Source organism: Mesorhizobium sp. LHD-90, from assembly GCF_030929505.1.
Taxonomy (GTDB): Bacteria; Pseudomonadota; Alphaproteobacteria; order Rhizobiales; family Rhizobiaceae; genus Kumtagia.
The window spans coordinates 282,780-302,391 of sequence record NZ_JAVFVV010000007.1; the positions used below are offsets into that span (position 1 = coordinate 282,780).

Here is a 19,612-nt window from a genome sequence, read left to right on the forward strand (position 1 = left end):
AGAAATGTCATGATCTTGTTGCCGGCGCCGGAATGCGGTCGCCCGGGCTCTTGGCCCGTTCGGCATCGTCGCCGCCGTCCAGCGTGACGGCATTGGCGCTGCGGACCGCCTCGATGTCCTCGATGCGACCGCGGATCGATGCGCCGTGCAGGCCGAGCGCATGCGCCAGCACGGCCTCGATCTGCGCGACCGGCGTCGCCAGTGTGTCGAAGGGCGAGTCCGCGTCGATCGCCGCCACCATTGTCTGGTCGGCGAATTCGGCGATCGGCGACAGCCACGGGTCGGTGAACAGCAGGATGCCGACGCCGCGCTGATGCGCCTGGCGGGTGAAACTGACCACGTCCGCCTGGTAGCGGCGGTAGTCGAACACCACCAGCAGGTCGCGTTTGCCCATGTCGATCAGCATATCGAAATCGGACGGCGAAAGCTGCCCGACGTCGCGCACGCCGCTGCGCAATTGCACAAGGTAGCCGGCCAGCATCGAGGCGATGTGCCGGCTGAAGCGGCCGCCGAGCAGCGCCACCTGCCCCTTTGCCTCCATGATCATGGAGACGGCGCGCGTATAGGCCTGCGAAGGCGTCTGGGTGCGGGTGCGATCGAGGCTTTCGGCGACCGAATTGTAATAACCGAGCGCCGTGCCCTCGCTGGCGTTGGTGGGGCGCTTGGCCTCCATCATCAGCAGCGGCGAATGCAGGCGCGACTCGACCTCTTCCAGAAGCTTCGACTGGAAGTCCGAAAATTTGCCGTAGCCGAGCTTGATCATGAGGCGCATGACCGTCGGGTCGCTGACACCGGCCAGCCGCGCCAGGCGCGTCGCCGTGCCCAGGCCCGACGTCGGATAGTCGGCCAGCAGGACCTGCACGATCTTCTGTTCCGCCGAGGTCAGGGCCAATTGAGTATGCGCCAGTTCTTCCCGGATCGACACCGCTCCTCCCGCGTGCCCGTGGCACTGACGAATAAATTACAAGATGGCTCCAGTTTGTCAAATTTGGAGATTTTTCTACACAGCAGATCAACGAGGGACCCGACACAACCCTAAATGGCACTCCTGCCCCATCATCGCCATCTTTGCCCTTCACCACCGGTTCATGACCGCCACGCCCAGTTCGACGTTGCGTCAGCGACTTTTCGCTTTTCTGCTCGCCGGCATAGGCGGCACGGCGGCCGCCGCCGTATCCTTCGCCATGTCGCTCCACGACGCCGCCAATCCACCGGGAATCGCGGCGGTCGGCCTCGGCGATCCTATCGACACCGGCCGCTGGACGGTCACCCTGCATGGCGCGCGCAGCGGCACCCTCCCGCCGACTGGTGTGCCGCCCTTCGACCCCAAGAAATTCGTGATGGTCGATCTCGACGTCACCAACCGCTCGGCGACGCCCAACAACGTGCTTTATCGGCTGCTCACGCCAGAGCCGCCGGTGCCGAACCTGCCGCTGCCGGTTTATTACCTGGCGCGCGACAACTGGTTCGCCAGCTACATCAATCCGGACATGCCCGAGCGCGTCATCGCCGTCTGGGAATGGCCGGAAGCGGCGCCGCTGCCGGAGCGGCTGAAGCTCAAGGTCAGCAGCCAGATATACAAGCAGCGCGACAATCTCTACGGCGCCAGCGGCTGGTATGACCGCGACCCGGTCGCCGAGGTCGAGATGCCCGTGGTGGCCGATCCGAAGGCGGAGCGTCCGCAGTGATCGCCGCGCTCAAGACCGTCGCGGCCGTGGTGGCCGCCGCCGGCCTGCTCTATGCGATGCAGCGCACCACGCCCGGCTACAGCGACATCACCTCGCCGATCGTCGCTTCCGGCCGGCAGGGCGAGGCGGTGCAGGCAAGTGCCTTCTCCTTCGGCGTGAACACCATCCGGCTGGCGCGCGAACTCGCCACCGAGAGTTTCGGCCGCACCAAGATCTTCTCGACCTCCGGCGTGTGGGTCGTCGTCGTGGGCGAGGCGGAGGCGACCTACGAAAGCCTTCCGCTCACTGTCGCCGAGTGGCTGAGCCGCGACGGCATCCGATACGCCCTTACCGACCGCGTGCCGGCGACCGCCGGCATGATGCCGGTCGACAGGTTCGAGCCCGGCCTGCCGCGGCCGGCGCTGATCGCCTTCGAGGTGCCCGAGGATGCCATAGAAGGCGGACAGGTCGTTGTGGCGCGCTCGAAAATCGCGCCGCTCGACGACGAGATCCGCGTGTCCGCCGAGGCAATCGGCGCGGTCGAGCCGCGCGTCACCATCCGCCGCAACGACGGAGGGCCGCCGTGGACGCTCCTGCCGTAGGGCCTGTCTCCAGCCGGCGTGGTTACTGGCTCTGCCTCGCTGGACTTTTGGTCGCCCTGCCCGCGGCACTTGCCGTCAAATCATGGGGCAGTGTCAGGGAATGGCGGGCTCAAAACCTTCGCACCGCGGTCGAAGTGACAGATGGCCAGCCTGTCCGCTACGCCGGTGCCGAATGGACGTTTTCTGGGCTGAGAAAACTCCACGGCGGCGAGCGGACCATCGTGCTCGCGGAGTTCGAGGCGCTGCCCGACGATCCGGCAGCGCTAGGGCAAGTCCCCTGCGACGTTCAGCTTACCGACGGTCTCGGCCGGAGTTGGAGCCCTCATTTCCTGACCGACCCAATCGTGCGCAAGTCCGCCCCGCGCGCCGCGGAGAAGCGCCTTTGCGGCGGTCCCACCTTCGAGGAAACCCCGAAAGGCACGAAGGCGGAAATGGCGGCGACCTTCGTCGTGCCGGCGTCGGCTGAAAACCTGTCGCTCACTCTGACGATGGCGTCGGCCCGGCCGCAATATCTGCGCTTCAGCCCGCGCTGACCGGCGCCGGCCCGGCGGGTTCGCGGCCGCTCGCGACCGCGTATTCCAGCACCGCCGCCAGCAGCGCAACGCGCATCGCGTCGAGCAGGATGCCGCCGTCGAGATCGCTCGGGCTGCCGATGAAAACGCTGATCCAGTCGGCGAACATCTGCCAGGTGCCAAGGTCGTGCGCGCCGATCTGCCGCGTGGCGCCGTACCACATCCAGGCGCCGGCCCAGCCGATGAAACGATAGGCGACGATGAAGGTGACCAGCGTCGCCAGCCCCGCGCCCAGCGTCAGCTTCAGGCAGGTCCAGACCGGCGCGTAGCGCTGGCGGTAGCCACCGAGGAAATGCGCGGCGAAGTCGGAAGACCACCTGCGCCAGCTCGATCTGGGCGACGGCGGCGGGGCGGCCCGCCCCTTGGCGGAGAGTTCGTAGCCATTGATGATCGCCGCCATGACCAGCCAGACCATCGGCAGCAGCGCGTAGAAGAACAGGCTCTGCGCCTGTTCGGAAAGCGGTTTCGGCTGGAATTCGACCGGCACGAAACCTTCAGCCGCATAGGCCGCCAGCGTCGGCAGCAACACGTCGAGGCTGAGTTCCTGCAGAACCGAGCCCGCGCCGATCCAGCGGATCAGGTCGTCCTTCCAGACGTCCAGCGCATAGAGGCCGATGAAGATCCAGCTTGCGTCCGCGGCGACGATCAGCAGCCGCCAGTATGGCTGTCGCGAGCGCTCGTTCATCCGCTTGGCGAGGAACCGCACGGCCCAGCATAGGGCGATCGACAGGATCACGCCGCGCGATTGCAGCAGTTCGAAGATGTTGACGCTCTCGCCCAGCGGGGCGCGGGCCAGCGCCGCGCGCGAATACTCCCGCACCGTGTCGCCCAGAAACCCCCAGGCGGCGTAGTAGGCAAAGAACGGCAGGATCGCCGCCGCCGTCACCATCAGGAACCGGTCGCGCGGCTTCTCCTCGGCAGCGCCTTCCCCGGCCGCCTCGCGCCGCAGTGCCGCCAGCGCCGGCAGATGCGGCCGCAAGACGGCAAACATCAGCACCAGCACCATCAGCTTGGCTAGCACGACCAGCGACAGCACTATCATGCCCCCGAGCGGATTTTGCAGGCCGACCGTCACCGCCGCGTCGAGCAGAAGGTCGCGCGCGATGATGCCGAGGCAGCCGATGAGAAGGAGGTGCGGCCAGCATGCGCCGAGGAGGCGGGCCGTCAGGGCGAGCGGCCGGACAATGTCCTGGGTCGTCGTCATGATCGCGTTTTACGGGAACCGCGTCGTCGCTTCAACCCGTAATCGATCTCGCCGGCCGATGCGTGGGAAACGCGAAGGCGATTGGATGCACCGGGAAGACCGAAGGGCAACAAATGAAGTCCGAACCGCCAGAATCGCGGCCGGAATCAAGCCCATCACGGCCGTTTCCGGCAACCAGAGCCGCAAACTATTGGAATCGAACGACATTACGGACTTCACGCGTATTCTTCGTTACTGGACGCGGCGGCGTCCACTGCGCAAACGCTCGAAAAAAACATTTGCCGATCAACAGCATACATTCCCCGTCGACACACCGTCAAAAATGTCGGGTAATGATGGCGTCGGATCAAGCCGTAGCGCGTGCGAGGAACAGAAAATGCAGATCGGAATGATGGGACTGGGCCGGATGGGCGCCAACATGGTGCGCCGGCTGCTGCGCGGCGGACATGAATGCGTGGTCTACGACGTCAACGCCGATGCCGTCGCGGCGCTGGTCAAGGAGGGCGCGGTCGGCGCTTCCTCGGTCGAGGATTTTGTCGGGAAGCTCGCCAAACCGCGCTCGGCCTGGCTGATGCTGCCGGCCGCCATCACCGGCAGGATCGTCGACCAAGTCATTGAATTTATGGAGCCCGGCGACATCGTCATCGACGGCGGCAACTCCAATTACCGCGACGCCGTCGACCAGGCGGCGCGCCTGCAATCGCGCGGCCTCAGCTTCGTCGACGTCGGCACCAGCGGCGGCGTCTGGGGTCTGGAACGCGGCTACTGCCTGATGATCGGCGGTCCGGACGTGGCCGTGAAACATCTCGATCCTGTTTTCGCCACGCTCGCCCCCGGCGCCGACAAGGGCGCTCCGCCCGCTTCCACCGAGACCGGCACCGCGCCGTTCGGCTATCTCCACTGCGGCCCTTCGGGAGCCGGCCATTTCGTCAAGATGGTCCACAACGGTATCGAATACGGCGTCATGGCCGCCTATGCCGAAGGCATCAACATTCTGAAGGCGGCGAATGCCGGCAAGCGTGGTCGTGCCGCCGACGCCGAGACCGCGCCGCTGTCGGAACCTCAATATTATCAATTCGATATCGATCTCGGCCAGGTCGCGGAAGTGTGGCGGCACGGCAGCGTCATCGGCTCCTGGCTGCTCGACCTGACGGCGGAATCGCTGAAAGCCGATTCGACGCTGTCGAAATTCGGCGGGCGGGTTTCCGATTCGGGCGAGGGCCGCTGGACGCTCAAGGCGGCGATCGACACCGGAGTGCCGGCACCGGTGCTGTCGACGGCGCTGTTCGACCGCTTCAGTTCGCAAGGCGAATCGGAGTTCGCCGACAAGCTGCTGTCCGCGATGCGCTACGCCTTCGGAGGTCATGTGGAGAAGCCGAAGTAGGCGCGGAGCGCCCAAGGCGAGCTCAAGAAAAGAAGATTATTTTCCAGTAACTTGGCCGGCGCCGCCGTGTCGCGGGAAGCTCTGGCCGGGCTTCCGCGCCGCCACCACCTGTCTCTCGGCAAAATTGCAGATTCGGTTGCAGGAAAGACTTTCCTATCGCCTTCGCATGTGCGAACAAGTGCTGGGGCAAAACCGGAAATAGGACTTATGTGGATCAAGCTTACCAAAGCCGACACCAACAACCCCGTTCTGGTCAATCTGACCAAAATCAGCGGCGCATCCGCCAACAAGAAAGGTGGAGCGGCAATCGAGTTCGACGAGAAATACACAGTGCCGGGCAGCCGGCTTGCCGTCGGGGAATCGCTCGATGAGGTTGCGGAACTGATGGGCGCCCCCCATCCCGCAGCCGCCAACCCGCGCGCCGCGCGCAGGGTCTGACCTTCGGCCGCATCGCGGCGGACGAACAAAGGCGGGCGGCGACACGTCCGCCTTTTCCGTTCCTGGCCCCAGCCGCATCGGCAAGGCCTGCAGGCAGACCAGAACGCCCTCCGCGAAGCGCGCACACGGAAGGCCGTGGCCCATCGCGCTTGCACAAATCCGCCTTTCCTGAAATTTTCGCCTGAACGTCCAGGAACCCGCCGCCCTGTCGCGGAGTTCGGAGACGAGGCTGGAGGCTTTTATGCTGCGCTTGGCTTTGTGGGGACTGGCGGGATTCGCGGCGTACCGCATAGCCCAGGAAAACGGCTGGGTTCGCGAGCGTCAGGTCCGGCTGCTGCCGAGACCGAGCTGGGACCGCGAGGACATTTCGAAACGACGCACGCCGGGCCGATCCGAACGGCCGGAAACGCTTGAGGAACAATTGCAGGAAGGGCTGGAGGATTCGTTTCCCGCAAGCGACCCGCCGTCCGTCGTCTCCACGACGATCGCCGGCCGCGCCAAAAAGGTCATTGGGACGGACGAGGTTCTGGCACGGAGGCGGGCCAGCCGCTGATGGCGCGACCTGACCGAGGACTATTTTTTGCAACTTCAAGAATTCGATCGCACCGATCGCGGTTCTGCAGGCCTCGCCGCCGATGTCATCAACTGACGTTGAATTCCCAAAGGCTTAGGCGACCTTGACGATCCGGAACCCCTCGATTTCCTTCACGACTGGATGGCCTTTCCAGCCCTCGATGTCGTGCAGGATGACGAGTTTCGACAGATCGCCACCGAGTTCGTCATTCATCTTGTCGATGGTCTTCAATTGTTCCCACACGCTGCCCACGGCATTGTTCAGCGGCACATAGACGCCATCGTGATTGTGGCCGGTGAACTGGCGCCGGGAATAGACGCAGTCGCCGGAGATGGTGCGCCTCCCGGCCTCGGTCTCGATGACGATGAACTGCTGGCCGATCGTGTGGCCGCTGCCCAGGCGAACGTGGATGCCGGGCAGCACATTGTCCTTGTCGCCGTCGACCAGCGTCACCCGGTGCTCTATGGAAGCATCAAGGGCAGAGCGCAGATTGTCGGGATCGATGATCGCCGTGAGATGGGCAAAGCGCTTCGGCAGGGCGATAGCCTCGTACCAGGACAGAAGCTCGCTCTTCTGGATGTAGATCTGCGCGTTCGGGAACTCGCCGATCGAGCCCATATGGTCGAAATGCGCATGGGTGACGAAGATGTCGGTTATGCCGCCTGGCTCGATGCCGAGTTCGCCGAGCATCTTCAGCGGCGAGATCCAGTCCGGGATGCCGAATTTTTGCGAAAAGCTGTGATCGTCCTGCATGAAGCCGGTGTCGACCAGCACGTTGCGGTCGCCCTGCCGGGCGAGGATGAAGGAGAAGGGCAGGTCCATGACGCCGTCCTGGTACATGCCGCTGATGAGGTCGACCCAGGGCTGGTCCTTGGAGCGCGCATATTCCAGCACGTAGACGTCCCAATGCGTGTCCGGCATCGTATTATCCTTCAGCTTTCGGCGAGCGAGCGGCCGAGGCTGGCGAGGCCGACCGCGACGATCAGGATGGCGCCCTGGAAGACGAATTGCGAATAGGTGGGGGCGCCGAATATGTTCAGGCCGTTGAAGCCGAGCACGATGATCAGCGAGCCGATGAAGGTGCCGAGGATGTGGAACTCGCCGTCGCGCAGCGTCGCCGAGCCGAGGAAGACGGCGGCGAAGGCCGTCAGAAGATAGGCATCGGCGGCGTTGGTGGTGCCGCTGCCGAGCCGCGAGGCGAGCAGCGTTCCGGTCAACGCCGCGCACATGCCGGACAGCACGAAGCCGAAGATCTTGATGCGGTCGACATTGATGCCGGCGAGCCGCGCCGCCGCCGGATTGCCGCCCACGGCCTGGATCTCCTGGCCGACGGCCGTGCGTTCGACCAGAAGCCACAGCCCGCCGAGCACCAGCGCCATTACGATGATCGGGTTGGGGATGCCGAACAGCCAGCGCCCGAGCGCCAATTGCAGGAAGGTTTCGGGAACGCCCGACACGATCGGCACGCCCGAGGAATAGGCGAAGGAAAGACCGACCAGGATGGTGCCGACGCCAAGCGTGGCGATGACGGAGTTGACCTTGAGTTTCGTGACGATCAGCCCGTTGACGACGCCGATGAGGGCGCCGAGCGCCAGCACGATCACGATGGCGACGGGGATCGGCAACTGGTTCTGGACGATGAGGCCCGTGACCAGCACGCCGTGCAGGCTGGCGGCATAACCGACCGAGAGATCGAGTTCGCCGACGATGACCGCCATGGTGAGGCCGCCGGCGATGATCATCGCCAGTGAAGCCTGGCTCAGCACGTTGGTGAAGTTGGTGATGGTGGGGAAGGCGCGCGGCGACAGGATCGAGAAGACGATCACCATGACGACCAGCCCGATGATCGTGCCGTATCGCGCGAACACGCCGAGCGCCGCCTTGGCGTTGGGCGACAGCCGCCGCGTGGTGTAGCCGACGTCACTCATGCCGGGACCCTTTCCGCCGCTGCGGCGTAGCTTGCTTCGATGATCGCGCTGCGCGTGACGTGTCTGTCGGAAAGTTCGCGCACGATGCGGCCCTCGGCCATCACCAGAGCGCGGTCGCAAAGGTCCGGCAACTCGTCCGGTTCGGAAGAGATGACCAGCACCGCCATGCCCCTGGCGGCAAGGTCGCGGATCAGGCGATGGATCTCACCGCGCGCGCCGATGTCGACGCCACGTGTCGGCTCGTCGAGGACCAGCACCTTCGGCGCCGATTGCAGCCAGCGGCCGATCACCACCTTCTGCTGGTTGCCGCCGCTGAGTCGTCCGACCGGCTGGTCCGGCGAGCGCGCCTTGATGGACAGGTCGCGGATGATTTTTTCCGCCATGCCGGTGCGCTTGCGGGAGCTGATGAAGGGCAGCATGGCGTTGGCGAGGATCGCGTTCAGATTGGTCAGGCTGACGTTGAAGGCAACCGATTTGGTGAGCAGCAGGCCCTCGGTGCGCCGCTCCTCCGGAACCAGGCCGAGCCCTGCGCGCACCGCCGCAGCCGGCGTCCTTGGCGCGTAGGGCCTGCCTTCCAGCAGCATCGTGCCGGCGTCCGGCAGATCGGCCCCGTAGAGCAGGCGTGCCAGTTCGCTGCGACCGGCGCCGACCAGTCCGGCTATTCCCAGGACTTCGCCGCGCTTCAGGTCGAAGCTCGCTTCCCTGACTTTTGGCAGGCGCCGCAATCCGCGCACCGACAGCACGATTTCGCCCGTAGCGGCTTCGTTACCTGCTTTGGGCAGGTGCTCCACGGTGCCGCCAACGATTGCCTCGACGAGGGCAGGGCGGGTGAGTTGCGGGCCGGCGAGTTCCGCCACCGAGCGGCCGTCGCGGAACACCGTCACCTGGCCGCAGAGGTCGAGAATCTCGTCCAGCCGATGCGAGACATAGAGCACCGCCACGCCCGACGCCGACAGGTCGCGAATGATGGCGAAGAGTTTCTGGCACTCGCTGGCCGACAGCGACGCGGTCGGCTCGTCCATGACGATCAGGCGGGCCTTGCGCACCAGCGCGCGGGTGATGTTGATCAGCCAGTTCTCCGCGGTCGGCAGGCCCTTGGCGGTTGCGTGCAGCGGCGCCGTGACGCCGACCCGCTTGGCGATGGGGGAGACTTCGCGCGCGATCGCCGGCCAGTCGACCATGCCGAAACGCGTCTTCTTGGGCAGCCCAAGCATGATGTTTTCGAGCACCGTCATGCTGGGCACGAAGGCCAGTTCCTGATGGATGAAGCTCATGCCGAAATCACTGGCGCGATGCGGCGAACCGATGGCGGTCGGCTGGCCGTCGACGAGAATCTCGCCACTGTCCGGCTCCGTCAGCCCGGCGAGGATTTTTATCAGCGTGGACTTACCTGCGCCGTTGGCGCCGACCAGGCCGTGCACCTCTCCGGGCGCGATCGATAGCGACACGCCGCGCAACGCCTGCGCGCCGCCATACGACTTGGTCACCGCGACCGCCGAAATGAATGGGGGCGCTGCGGGCGTCCCCATCGAACCAGACATGGCATTCATGATCGGCTTTTACGCCGAAACTCACTTGATGGCATCGGGGTGTTCGGCAATGAACTTCTCGACCGTTTCCTTGGTGACCAGCACCGCCGGCACTTCGACCGCCTTGGGCTGCCAGTCCGCGCCGGCCTTCTGGATCTCGGGCAGCAGCTTGATCATGTTATAGCCTTCCGTGTAGCTGTCCTGCCAGGCGGTGGCCGTCATGAAGCCGTTCTTGATGTTCTCCAGCGCCTGGGCATTGCCGTTGACGCCATAGACCTTGACATCGTCGCGGCCCTGGGCGCGCAGCGAGCCGATGGCGCCAATCGCCGGATCGTCCCAGCAGCCCCAGATCGCCAGGTTTTCGTCGCCGGCCGGATGGGCGGCAAGCCAGGCGTTGGCATATTGCGCGCCGTCCTCGAAATAGCCGGGGATGCGCACCTCGTTCTTGGTCACCTTGACGTCGGGATAAGCGGCGAGCGCCTTGTCGAGCTCGACCTCGCGGTTCCGGCACACCTCGCCGGTCCGGTACGCCAGCACGAGCAGCGAGCCCTTGCCCTCCATCGCCTCGAGCATCAGTTCGTTGACCGGGACCACCATCGGGCCGCCTGAGCCGTTGGTGGCGGCGACCGTGCTGCCGAGGCCGCCGCCCCAGGTGACGACGGGAATGTTCGCCGACTTGGCGGCGTCGAGCCCGGCGCCGATGGACGAGAATGGGAACACCATGTCGACGATTGCGGTAGTGCCGCGCTGAGCGAAATTCTGGATCGCGGCGTTGGCCTGGTCGGCACTGCCGGCCGCGTCGATGACCGAAACCTCCCAGCCGAGTTCCTTGGCCGCGGCCTCGGCGCCCTTGATATAGCGTGCATTGTTGGCCTCGGTTGCCGAGATCGAGACGATGCCGACAAGCGGCTTGTCCTGCGCCGATGCCGGCACGACGCCAAGACCGATCGCCGCAATCGCGACGCCCACCACAAACTGTTTCATGACTCCTCCCTGACGGCTGGCTGCTCAACGAACCGTTTCGCCAGAATAGGCAAAGAGCGCCGTTGATCAAGCGGTTTTTCGCAAGTTTTGGCCTAGACAAGCACATTTGATGCAGTAACACTCAGCTAAACGATTAGCTAGGTTCACATGGCGACCATCAAAGACGTTGCACGATCGGCAGGCGTTTCTACCGCGACAGTGTCGGCCGTCCTCAACGATTCCGCCTATGTGAGCCCACCGCTGCGCGCCCGTGTGCTGGCCGCGATCCGGGACCTGAACTACTCGCCCTCGCTGGCGGCGCAGAATCTGAAGCGCGGCCGCAGCCAGTTGATCGCGCTGGTGGTCGCCGACCTTGCCAACCCCTTCTTCTCGCGTGTCGTGTGGGCGGCGGAAGCGGCCGTCGCCGCATGGGGCTATTCGCTGGTGGTGTTCAACAGCGACGAGAAACCTGAAGCGGAGCAACGCATCCTGAGCCGTGTGCGCATGCTGTCCTGCGACGGGGTGCTGCTGGTCCCGGTCGGCGATTCCACCAAGCACCTGCAGCGCGACCCCGACGAGAAGCCGCTTCCCACCGTGCTGTTCGGGCGAACCGTCGAGGACGACAAGTCCGACACCATCACCATCGACAATATTTCGGCCGGCCGGCAGGCGACCGAATATCTGCTCGACCTCGGCCATACGCGTGTCGGATCGATCACCGGGCCGCTGCACCTGACGACGGGACGCGGCCGTCTCGACGGGATGCTGGCGGCGATGAAGTCGCGGGGGCTCGCGCCGGAACCGCGCGACGTGCGCTCGGGCGAGTTCCGCGAGGACGCGGCCTATTCGGTGGCGCGCAGCCTGCTCGAGCAACAGGACCGGCCGACCGCGCTCTATGTGGCGAGCGGCCTGATGGCGCTGGGGGCGATGCGCGCCATAGCCGATCTCGGACTTCGATGTCCCGTCGATATATCGATCGCTTCCACGGACACCATCCCGGGGATCGGTGGCTTGCGCCCGCGACTGACGCGCACCGAACATCCGCTTGTCGACATGACCAACGAGGCGGTGCGGCTGCTTGTCGACCGCATCCGGCGCGGCGGCGAGGTCGAGCAGAGGAACATCGTGTTCCAGCCCTCGCTGGTGGTGGGCGACAGTTGCGCCCCGGTCGGCTTGCGCTAAGGTCTGTTGTATTCAGGCGTTAAGGGCCTGCTTAGCGCCTCAATCCGGGCCGGCCGGCAACTCCTTGTCGCGCCATTCCATTTCCACGTACATCTCGGTCCGGTCGATCACCGCGAAGCCGAGCCTGAGATAGAGCCGCATGGAAGGATCGTTGTCGGAGGCGACCTTGAGGCGAACGGATATGCCGCCTTCGGCCGCTTCTTCCATCAGGTTCTCCATGACACAGGTGCCGATGCCGCGTCCGCGAAGTTCCGGCACGACCGCCTGGTCGATGATGTGGACGACGGCGCCCGGCCGGTTGACGACGATGCGGCCGACCGGAGCGCCGTCGAGCTCGATGATGTCGAAGCGCGCACGCGGAAATTGCGCGCGGTAGCTCACAGTCTGGGCTTCGAATTGCTGGCGCATGATTTGCCGCAACAGGCTCGGATCGAAGCCGGCCATTCGCCACTCGGGCGGCCGGGAATTGCAGAACAGCTCGAACCGGAATTTCTGGTCGCGCTCCCGTTCGGGCCGCAGTCGCAGCTTGCCCAGCGGGGAGGAAATGTCGATCGGATGGTTCATGCAAGAAGTCCCCGGGAGCAAGGCGATGGACGGCGTTTACAATCCGCAACGACTGCGGTCATAGTGCGCGGATCGGCCAGCGCCTCGAAGAACCGCGTCATGACAGAACCGCTATCGCCCGCAGACGTCACCGCCGACCATTTCCGGCCCCACATCGACAAGGAATTTCGCATTCCCGGCTGGCCGCATCCGATGACGCTGGTCACGGTCGAAACGAAAGATGCGAAAGGCGGGCAGGCCCACAGCGGACGGCGGGAACCGTTCACCCTGATCTTCCGCGGGCCGCCCCGGGAGGTCATGCGCGAAGGCTTCTATACGTTGCAACTCGACGGCGGGCCGTGGTTCAACCTCTACATCATGCCCATTCAGACCGCGGGAAACGACCGGCAGGACTATCAGGCGCTCTTCAACTAAGCGGTCAATTCCGCGAGGGGAAAACCCCGACCAGCGCGATGATGTAGTTTAGCACCGTGTAGGGCTGCATGTTGTCGTGTGGCTGGCTGCCGCCGGCTGGCACGATCGTCTGCGGTGCAAGCGCCACGGTCGGCGTACCGCTGCCATACATGTTGGCCGTAAAGGCAGCTCCCGTCGGGGGTGTGCCGATCGACTGGCCGAGCGACGTGCTGGTCGTGGCGGTGTTGGAGTTCTCGCCGGCCGCCACAGTGTTGTTGCCGGAAGCCGTGTGGGGGTGCAGCGGCAACTCGCTGACCAGCAGCGTGTGTGATGACTCGCCGGCGCGCTGTCCTGGAACATACGTTCCCCCGCCAGGCCGGGTGCCGGAGTGCATCGGGGCGCGGCCACGCAGGTCGGGAAGAGCGAAAGTGGTGACGCCGTTGCCGCCGAAAGTGGTGCCGAGCAGCGAAAACAGCGCCTGGTTCTGGGCGATCGCCAGTATCTGTCCATTGCACAGCGCCCAGCCCTTCGCGGCGAAGTTCCAGGACACGATCTTCAATTCACCGATGTAGGGCTCGCCCATGTCTTTCTCCTCTGTCGCCCGTGGACCGCGGCCTGTCGGCCTATGGGCGCGGCGGGAAAATACCTGCCATTGCGATACAGAAGGTGAGCCCCAGATAGGGCATCATGTTGTTGTGCGGCAGGCTGCCGCCGGTCGGACGCAGGACATTCGGCGACATCGGCACGTTGGGCTGCCCCGAGCTGTAGACGCGGATCTGGGTGACGCCGCTGATCGCGTTGCCGACTTGAGCCCTGGCGAGCTGGTTGCCGTTCGAGGTCTGGGCCGTGCCAACCGTGGTCGTCACGGCGACCCCGTGATTGTGCGCGGGAAGCTCCTGTTGCAGCAGCGTGACGTTTTCCACGCCAGCGGCTTCGCCGACGACATATGGCGACAGGCCGGGGCTCTGGCCTGCGGCAATCGGCACGCGGCCCCGGAAATCCGGTAGCGCGAAGTTCGTTGTGCCGTTGCCGCCGAAATTGGTGCCGAGCAGCGAAAACAGCGCCGAATACTGTGCGATCGGCAATATTTGCCCGTCACATGTCGCCCATCCGCGAGGCGCATAGTTGAAACCCATGATGCGAATTTCGCCGAGAAAGGGTTCGGACATGAAAACTGCTCCGCGTGTCTTGCCGGTGGCCGCCGTGCGCTGAAATCAGTTCTGGGTCGGATAGATGCCTTCCAGCGCGATGATGAACGTGACCGCGAGATAGGGCTGCATGTTCTCGTGCGGCTGGCCGCCGCCGGTGAAGCTGATCGTATTGGCGTTGATGACCACCGGGTTGGTGCCGTCGTAAGGGATATAGCCCAAGACATTGAGGCCTGCCGGCCCCTGGTCGGCCATGACCGCATTTGACGGGCTGGGGACGTCGCCCGGAGCTCCGGTCGAGGTGAATGTATGGCTGTGTGACGCCATCTGGTTCGAGGTGACCGTCACGTTCTCCGACCCTGCCATTTGGCCCTGGACCAAACCGTTGCCGTTATGCATCGGCACGCGGCCGCCGAGCTGGGGCAGGGCGAAGGTCTGCACGCCATCGCCCCCATAGGTCGTGCCGATCAGGCTGTACAAGGCGTCGTTCTGCGAGATCGCCAACAACTGCCCGGCGCAGGTCGACCAACCCAGCGGCGCGTATGTGCCGCCGAACATGCGAATCTCGCCAAGATAGGGATCACTCATAGCGCCGCCCCTCTTATCTTCAGCCATCAGTTGATCGAGACTAGCTCACTCCTTGCCCTGTATCAACGGGTCAATCTTCGAAAATGTTAAAGTGTATGCGGATAGACATTATTTCAGCAAATGAATATTGAATGTTGTGTCGTTTTGGTCTCGGATGTTTGCGCGGAATCCATTGAAAACCACACGTAGGCATTGAGCAGCTTGCGGTAGATATTTGTATGTTCTGATCTTGCGAATACCGCCGGCGCGCACAAGCTGGCGGTCGAACATATGGCATCGCACTGATTTTTCGTCTATTTCAGGCTTGTCCGACTTTCTGGAAAATTGACGATTGTCACGCGCGGCAGTCCTAAAATAATCGAAGGTTTCTGTATTCGGGAATAACAACCGAAGCTCGCGTGAAAAACAAAAAATTGATCCGCCGACAACTTTCGCTTGTGTGCACATTTCGCTATCGGTAGATTAGGCTGCGATAGCCGGCATGCGCGCCGAAATCAACGGGTCGCCGCGCCATTGGAGGTCATCAATACAATAAGAACGGGGGCGCATGCTTGTCGCCGGTCAATTCCGGTATTCGTGCGAAGGGTTCGACAAGGAAAGCTCCGTCGCCGAGCTCGACCGCGACGGCGACACTCGGCAGCAACCCCGCTTCTTGGCCTCGTCAGCGGCCTAGCCGCCGATTTCGTGCAGGATGCCTTGGCTGGCTCCCCTCCCGGCCGGTGGCATGCGGGGAATTTGAGGTGGTATCGATAGTTGTCCAGCCTTGGCGCGTCACGGACCGCCGCACGGGAGATTAATATGCCCAGCAGGATATTCTTCACCACCCAGGCCGGCGCCACCGACACATTTCTCACCTCCGCCAACGTGGACGGCACGAACGTGGTCAGCCAGGTCGCGGACGCCACGCCCGGCTCGCCCTGGCAGGAAACGGTGATCGATGCAGCCAACAACCGCTACTACATCCTCCAGCACAGCCAGAGCGACGACAACGCCGTCCTCTATACCGGCCAGTTGAACAGCAGCGCGGCGCCGACGGTCGCATTTACGTTCGAGACGACAGACCTTGTGCGCGGCCTGGAGATCGATCCGGTCAATCACCGCCTGTTCATCGGCCGGGTCGATTTCGATGCGTCGCAGACCACCATCAACAACGCGGCCACCGGCCTCCTGCAGATCGACTACAACCCGGCGACCGGCGCAGTCAGCAACACCAGCAATTTCCTCGTCACGCAGGTGACCGACCCTCTTCCCAGCGGCTTCATCCTGACCACCGACATCGCCCGCGACGACGGCGACGGCACCTTGTATTTCGCGCAGGCGACCGTAGGCGCCGGCACCAACATGATCTACCGGGTCGACACCAGCAACAACATAACGACCCTGCTCAATCAGTCGCAGTTTCCGACCAACTTCACCAACGGCTTCATCGCCGACGTCGACGTCGACGCCGGCCGCAACCAGGTTTACTTCAGCACGTTCGCTCAGCCCTTCGGCGCCGGGCCGACCAACAGGCTATGGGTGATTTCCGACACCGCGACAGGCAGCACCAACGCGACCGCGGTGACGCTTGCCGGTATGCCCGGCGGCGCGACCTTCATCCCCGGCGACTTCACGATCGATCAGGCGACGCACCAGCTTTACGTCGAGTCGGAGGAAAACCCGGGCGCCGGCAACAGCGATGACCTGATCTATCGCTTCCAGCTCAGCGCTGATGGATTGACGGCGACGTTTCTCAACGTGATCGACCCCCCGCTCACCACAGCCAATGCCAATATCGGCGGCATCGAGTTCGTCGGAAACGTCGTGGCCGCGCTCGACCTCGACGCCAACAACTCCGCGGGCATAGGTGGCAGCGGCTACCAGGCGACCTTCACCGAAGGCGCGGCCGCGGTGGCGATCGCCGACACCGACACGACGATTGCCGACGACGGCGCCACCATCGCCTCCGCCACCGTCACACTCACCAACCACCAGGCCGGCGATCTCCTGTCAGTGAGCGGCGTGCTGCCCGGCGGCGTCGTCGCCTCGGCCTATGATGCCGGAACCGGTGTGCTCACCCTGACCGGCTCGACGACGCTCGCCAATTATCAGGCGGCGCTGCAGCAGCTCAGGTTCAGCAATTCCTCCGACGCGCCGAACACGACCGACCGCGGCATCACCGTGACGATCAATGACGGCGAGGCCAACAGCAACACCGCGACGGCGACCATCCATGTCACCGCGACGAACGATGCGCCGGCCTTGACGGGCGATCTTTCCGCAACCCTGGGCGAGGGAGGGAGCTACGTCATCACCGCGGCGGACCTTGACTTCATCGATCCGGACGACGCCGCCGCGGGCGTCACTTTTACGGTGTCCAATCAGGTGAACGGCACGGTGCTGGTCAACGGCGGCGCTGCGACGACGTTCACCGGCGCACAGCTCGCCGGCGGTCTGGTCGGCTTCCTGCATGACGGCTCCGAAGGGGCCGCCGCCTCCTTCAGCGTATCGGTCGAGGATGGCAATGAGGACGGGTCGGCGCCGGCCGCCTCGACCTTCAACTTCACCGTCAATGCCGTCGACGACGCCGGGGTGGCGCATGACGACCTTTTTCCTGTGGACGAGGCGACCGGGATCGCCGGGGGCAACGTCTTCTCCGACAACCACGATGGCGCCGACAGCGATCCGGATTCGGCGCTTGTCGTCGCCAAGGTCAATGGCGTCGGAGCCAACGTCGGCACGCAAGTTACGCTGGCTTCAGGGGCGCTGCTGACGCTGAACGCCGACGGCACCCTCGTCTACGATCTCAACGGCAAGTTCAACGACCTGCCCGGACCTGCGTCCGGCGCCAGCAACCTGTGGCGCGAGGATACCTTTACCTACACGCTGGCCGACGGCGATGACGCCAAGGTGTTCGTCAGGGTCTACGGCCTCGACAGCGACGGTGACATTCTGAAAGGTACGGCCGGCGCCGATACGTTCGCAGGCGGCATCGGCAGCGACACCTATCAGGTCGACAATGTCGGCGACACGGTGACCGAACTGGCCGGCGAGGGAACGGCCGACCGCGTGCTGACGAGTGTGAGCTTCGCGCTCGGCGCGGGCCAGGAGGTCGAATTCCTGGAAACGGCGGACCCCAGCGGAACCACGGCGCTCATCCTGCGCGGCAACACTTTGGGCCAGACGATCGAGGGCAACGACGGCGACAACGTGCTTCACGACGGCGGCACCGGGCCGCTGCCGGATGACGGCGTGCCGGACACGCTGATCGGCCGCGACGGCAACGACACTTACACGATCTATGACGGCGCCGCGACCATCGTCGAGGCCGCCGGCGAGGGCGTCGACCGGCTCTGCGCCGGCGTCGACTACGTGCTGGCTTCGGGCGTAAGCGTCGAACGGCTCAACACCACGTCGCTGTTTGCCACCTATTCGGTCGATCTGACCGGCAACGAGCTGGTGCAGCTCGTGCGCGGCAACAACGGCGCCAACACGCTGGACGGCGGCGGCGGCAAGGATCTGCTGTTCGGCATGGGCGGGGCCGACGATTTCCGCTTCTCCACGGCGCTCGGGCCCACCAACATCGTCCGCATCGCCGATTTCGTTGTCGCCGACGACACGATCCAGCTCGACGATGCGATCTTCACGGCGCTGGCGGGGCCGGGCGCCCTTGACCCAAACGCTTTCAAGGACACGGCTTTCGGTCCGAAGGACGCCGATGACCGCATCATCTACAACTCCGACACCGGAGCGCTTCTCTACGACGCCGACGGCTCCGGCACGGTATTCGGCAATGTCCGCTTCGCCACCATCGTCGGATCGCCGCTGCTGACGGCGGCCGATTTCGACGTGGTGTGAGGCGGGGCGCCGGGCGCTTGGCGCGCAGGTAGTGAGCCAAGCAGCAACGAAAAGCCCCCCCGGCGTCGCCGCCGGGTTCTGCAGGCGATCAGCGACGTTTTGCCTGCTTAAGAACCGGTTTCAGGCGGCAACCCGGTGATCGCCTGATCGCCTGAAGGCCATGGCGCTTGGCAGCCCGACTGCGGCGATCACCAGCCCCGCCGAAACATCATGACGACGCCAAGGCAGCCGGTAGTCCCCCATCCCTTGGGCGAATGGCAGCGACTGGAGACCGAGGCTTATCTCCGCGCGCCCGACGGATCAGTGGCCGCCCAGGACAAGTGTCTGTATCGGGAGCAGAATTGCCTGCAGCCTGAGAATAAGCGCATGAACAAGCCCGACGGCGTCGATCAGGTGCAGGTAGAGCCAACGCCCGGTGCTGATATCCGGAGATGCCAGCTCGTCGTGGTTGTTCGTATAGGCATTGGCGATGCAGTTGCTTCCCGGCGGGATACCGTCAAGCAAGCCTGGCCAGAGAGGCTCGAGAAAGACGGTGATCGTTCCGGGACGAGCAAGCTGCGTCACATCCACGAGCTGATCGGTCGTCCGGACCTGACCCGAGGCGATAACGTGCTGAATTTCGGTGACGACCATCGGGATGATGGTGAGCGGCTTGGCCGCGCAGGTGGCCTCCGCGATCATGCCCACCTTCATCACCTGCGCTTCGATCTGCAGGAAACCGCCGACCAGTCCGACCCGCCTGTTCTCGGTGGGGACCAGGACGCCGGCGGACCGGATCATCGGATTGACGACGTCGCCGGGGCGCAATGCGAACTGCTGAACCACGCCGGTGACGCCGGCACGCACGACCGTCCTGTCCAGTTCCACCTGGGCTTGCGCCAGTGCGGCCTCGGCGCTTGCTTTCTGCGCCGGAAGCAGGCTTGCGATCTGGGTTTGCAGAACCTCCTTGCTGGCCAATGCCTCCCTGACTGCGCCCTCGCGGCCGTCGGCGAGAACCTTCAGCCGCTCCAGCTCGCGACGGGTGACGACGTCGGCGTTG

At 64.5% G+C, this 19,612-nt stretch carries 19 protein-coding genes and 1 pseudogene; 9 read left to right on the forward strand and 11 right to left on the reverse strand.

Annotated elements, in window-relative coordinates:
• Window positions 1–7: 7 nt before the first annotated feature.
• On the reverse strand, window positions 8–925 hold the full coding sequence (locus tag RB623_RS12430; RefSeq protein WP_308057135.1) for a MurR/RpiR family transcriptional regulator: 918 nt from the start codon (window positions 923–925) through the stop codon (window positions 8–10).
• Window positions 926–1,088: 163 nt separating this feature from the next.
• On the opposite strand from RB623_RS12430, the gene RB623_RS12435 reads away from it, so the two are divergent.
• The 3 genes from RB623_RS12435 to RB623_RS12445 are packed head-to-tail and all read left to right on the forward strand — an operon-like array spanning window position 1,089 to window position 2,802.
• Window positions 1,089–1,688, forward strand: coding sequence for a hypothetical protein (locus RB623_RS12435; protein WP_308057136.1), 600 nt, complete (start codon window positions 1,089–1,091; stop codon window positions 1,686–1,688).
• Window positions 1,685–2,269, forward strand: coding sequence for a hypothetical protein (locus RB623_RS12440; RefSeq protein ID WP_308057137.1), 585 nt, complete (start codon window positions 1,685–1,687; stop codon window positions 2,267–2,269). The genes RB623_RS12435 and RB623_RS12440 overlap by 4 nt, the downstream gene beginning before the upstream one ends.
• Window positions 2,251–2,802, forward strand: a complete 552-nt coding sequence (locus tag RB623_RS12445) for a hypothetical protein (protein ID WP_308057138.1) — start codon at window positions 2,251–2,253, stop codon at window positions 2,800–2,802. Before RB623_RS12440 ends, RB623_RS12445 begins: the two co-directional genes overlap by 19 nt.
• On the opposite strand, the gene RB623_RS12450 is transcribed toward RB623_RS12445, so the two are convergent.
• Complete coding sequence (locus RB623_RS12450; RefSeq protein ID WP_308057139.1) at window positions 2,789–4,045, reverse strand: hypothetical protein; 1,257 nt, start codon at window positions 4,043–4,045, stop codon at window positions 2,789–2,791. The genes RB623_RS12445 and RB623_RS12450 overlap by 14 nt on opposite strands.
• A gap of 376 nt (window positions 4,046–4,421) precedes the next feature.
• Between RB623_RS12450 and gnd the strand changes: the two genes are divergently transcribed.
• The 3 genes from gnd to RB623_RS12465 all read left to right on the forward strand — a co-directional run bounded on the left by gnd (window position 4,422) and on the right by RB623_RS12465 (window position 6,420).
• A complete protein-coding gene (gnd, locus tag RB623_RS12455; protein WP_308057140.1) occupies window positions 4,422–5,429 on the forward strand; it encodes a phosphogluconate dehydrogenase (NAD(+)-dependent, decarboxylating) in 1,008 nt (335 codons plus the stop codon).
• Window positions 5,430–5,636: 207 nt separating this feature from the next.
• Window positions 5,637–5,867, forward strand: a complete 231-nt coding sequence (locus RB623_RS12460; protein WP_308057141.1) for a hypothetical protein — start codon at window positions 5,637–5,639, stop codon at window positions 5,865–5,867.
• A gap of 241 nt (window positions 5,868–6,108) precedes the next feature.
• The gene (locus tag RB623_RS12465; protein ID WP_308057142.1) at window positions 6,109–6,420 is read left to right on the forward strand and encodes a hypothetical protein; all 312 of its coding nucleotides are present in this window, start codon (window positions 6,109–6,111) and stop codon (window positions 6,418–6,420) included.
• 114 nt (window positions 6,421–6,534) lie between these two features.
• Here RB623_RS12465 and RB623_RS12470 read toward each other — a convergent pair whose 3' ends face one another.
• The 4 genes from RB623_RS12470 to RB623_RS12485 form a co-directional block, all read right to left on the reverse strand.
• Entirely contained in the window at window positions 6,535–7,362 is an 828-nt protein-coding gene (locus tag RB623_RS12470) for an MBL fold metallo-hydrolase (RefSeq protein ID WP_308057143.1), read from the reverse strand.
• Between the two features lie 11 nt (window positions 7,363–7,373).
• Entirely contained in the window at window positions 7,374–8,369 is a 996-nt protein-coding gene (locus RB623_RS12475) for an ABC transporter permease (RefSeq protein WP_308057144.1), read from the reverse strand.
• On the reverse strand, window positions 8,366–9,856 hold the full coding sequence (locus tag RB623_RS12480) for a sugar ABC transporter ATP-binding protein (RefSeq protein WP_308057145.1): 1,491 nt from the start codon (window positions 9,854–9,856) through the stop codon (window positions 8,366–8,368). The genes RB623_RS12475 and RB623_RS12480 overlap by 4 nt, the downstream gene beginning before the upstream one ends.
• An 84-nt stretch (window positions 9,857–9,940) precedes the next feature.
• Window positions 9,941–10,882 (reverse strand): sugar ABC transporter substrate-binding protein, encoded by a 942-nt coding sequence (locus RB623_RS12485; RefSeq protein WP_308057146.1) that lies wholly within the window; start codon window positions 10,880–10,882, stop codon window positions 9,941–9,943.
• 147 nt (window positions 10,883–11,029) lie between these two features.
• On the opposite strand from RB623_RS12485, the gene RB623_RS12490 reads away from it, so the two are divergent.
• A complete protein-coding gene (locus RB623_RS12490) occupies window positions 11,030–12,043 on the forward strand; it encodes a LacI family DNA-binding transcriptional regulator (RefSeq protein ID WP_308057147.1) in 1,014 nt (337 codons plus the stop codon).
• 39 nt (window positions 12,044–12,082) lie between these two features.
• On the opposite strand, the gene RB623_RS12495 is transcribed toward RB623_RS12490, so the two are convergent.
• Window positions 12,083–12,607, reverse strand: coding sequence for a GNAT family N-acetyltransferase (locus RB623_RS12495; protein ID WP_308057148.1), 525 nt, complete (start codon window positions 12,605–12,607; stop codon window positions 12,083–12,085).
• A 99-nt stretch (window positions 12,608–12,706) separates the two neighbouring features.
• Between RB623_RS12495 and RB623_RS12500 the strand changes: the two genes are divergently transcribed.
• On the forward strand, window positions 12,707–13,021 hold the full coding sequence (locus tag RB623_RS12500; RefSeq protein ID WP_308057149.1) for a hypothetical protein: 315 nt from the start codon (window positions 12,707–12,709) through the stop codon (window positions 13,019–13,021).
• 4 nt (window positions 13,022–13,025) lie between these two features.
• Here the strand turns inward: RB623_RS12500 and RB623_RS12505 are convergent, their stop codons facing one another.
• The 3 genes from RB623_RS12505 to RB623_RS12515 are packed head-to-tail and all read right to left on the reverse strand — an operon-like array spanning window position 13,026 to window position 14,763.
• Entirely contained in the window at window positions 13,026–13,583 is a 558-nt protein-coding gene (locus tag RB623_RS12505) for a tail fiber protein (RefSeq protein WP_308057150.1), read from the reverse strand.
• 40 nt (window positions 13,584–13,623) lie between these two features.
• Window positions 13,624–14,169 carry a tail fiber protein gene (locus RB623_RS12510; RefSeq protein ID WP_308057151.1) on the reverse strand — a complete coding sequence of 182 codons (546 nt, stop codon included), beginning with the start codon at window positions 14,167–14,169 and terminating at the stop codon, window positions 13,624–13,626.
• 45 nt (window positions 14,170–14,214) lie between these two features.
• Window positions 14,215–14,763 (reverse strand): tail fiber protein, encoded by a 549-nt coding sequence (locus RB623_RS12515; protein ID WP_308057152.1) that lies wholly within the window; start codon window positions 14,761–14,763, stop codon window positions 14,215–14,217.
• A gap of 771 nt (window positions 14,764–15,534) precedes the next feature.
• On the opposite strand from RB623_RS12515, the gene RB623_RS12520 reads away from it, so the two are divergent.
• On the forward strand, window positions 15,535–18,573 hold the full coding sequence (locus tag RB623_RS12520) for a cadherin-like domain-containing protein (protein ID WP_308057153.1): 3,039 nt from the start codon (window positions 15,535–15,537) through the stop codon (window positions 18,571–18,573).
• A gap of 300 nt (window positions 18,574–18,873) precedes the next feature.
• On the opposite strand, the pseudogene RB623_RS12525 reads toward RB623_RS12520, so the two are convergent.
• A pseudogene (locus tag RB623_RS12525) lies at window positions 18,874–19,612 on the reverse strand (HlyD family secretion protein); the annotation flags it as partial.

Excerpts from the sequence above, each read along its gene's own strand:
- RB623_RS12435 (WP_308057136.1), top strand. The coding sequence starts at position 1,089 with ATGACCGCCACGCCCAGTTCGACGTTGCGTCAGCGACTTTTCGCTTTT.
- RB623_RS12450 (WP_308057139.1), bottom strand. The coding sequence starts at position 4,045 with ATGACGACGACCCAGGACATTGTCCGGCCGCTCGCCCTGACGGCCCGC.
- gnd (WP_308057140.1), top strand. The coding sequence starts at position 4,422 with ATGCAGATCGGAATGATGGGACTGGGCCGGATGGGCGCCAACATGGTG.
- RB623_RS12460 (WP_308057141.1), top strand. The coding sequence starts at position 5,637 with ATGTGGATCAAGCTTACCAAAGCCGACACCAACAACCCCGTTCTGGTC.
- RB623_RS12465 (WP_308057142.1), top strand. The coding sequence starts at position 6,109 with ATGCTGCGCTTGGCTTTGTGGGGACTGGCGGGATTCGCGGCGTACCGC.
- RB623_RS12470 (WP_308057143.1), bottom strand. The coding sequence starts at position 7,362 with ATGCCGGACACGCATTGGGACGTCTACGTGCTGGAATATGCGCGCTCC.
- RB623_RS12475 (WP_308057144.1), bottom strand. The coding sequence starts at position 8,369 with ATGAGTGACGTCGGCTACACCACGCGGCGGCTGTCGCCCAACGCCAAG.
- RB623_RS12485 (WP_308057146.1), bottom strand. The coding sequence starts at position 10,882 with ATGAAACAGTTTGTGGTGGGCGTCGCGATTGCGGCGATCGGTCTTGGC.
- RB623_RS12490 (WP_308057147.1), top strand. The coding sequence starts at position 11,030 with ATGGCGACCATCAAAGACGTTGCACGATCGGCAGGCGTTTCTACCGCG.
- RB623_RS12495 (WP_308057148.1), bottom strand. The coding sequence starts at position 12,607 with ATGAACCATCCGATCGACATTTCCTCCCCGCTGGGCAAGCTGCGACTG.
- RB623_RS12500 (WP_308057149.1), top strand. The coding sequence starts at position 12,707 with ATGACAGAACCGCTATCGCCCGCAGACGTCACCGCCGACCATTTCCGG.
- RB623_RS12505 (WP_308057150.1), bottom strand. The coding sequence starts at position 13,583 with ATGGGCGAGCCCTACATCGGTGAATTGAAGATCGTGTCCTGGAACTTC.
- RB623_RS12510 (WP_308057151.1), bottom strand. The coding sequence starts at position 14,169 with ATGTCCGAACCCTTTCTCGGCGAAATTCGCATCATGGGTTTCAACTAT.
- RB623_RS12515 (WP_308057152.1), bottom strand. The coding sequence starts at position 14,763 with ATGGCTGAAGATAAGAGGGGCGGCGCTATGAGTGATCCCTATCTTGGC.
- RB623_RS12520 (WP_308057153.1), top strand. The coding sequence starts at position 15,535 with ATGCCCAGCAGGATATTCTTCACCACCCAGGCCGGCGCCACCGACACA.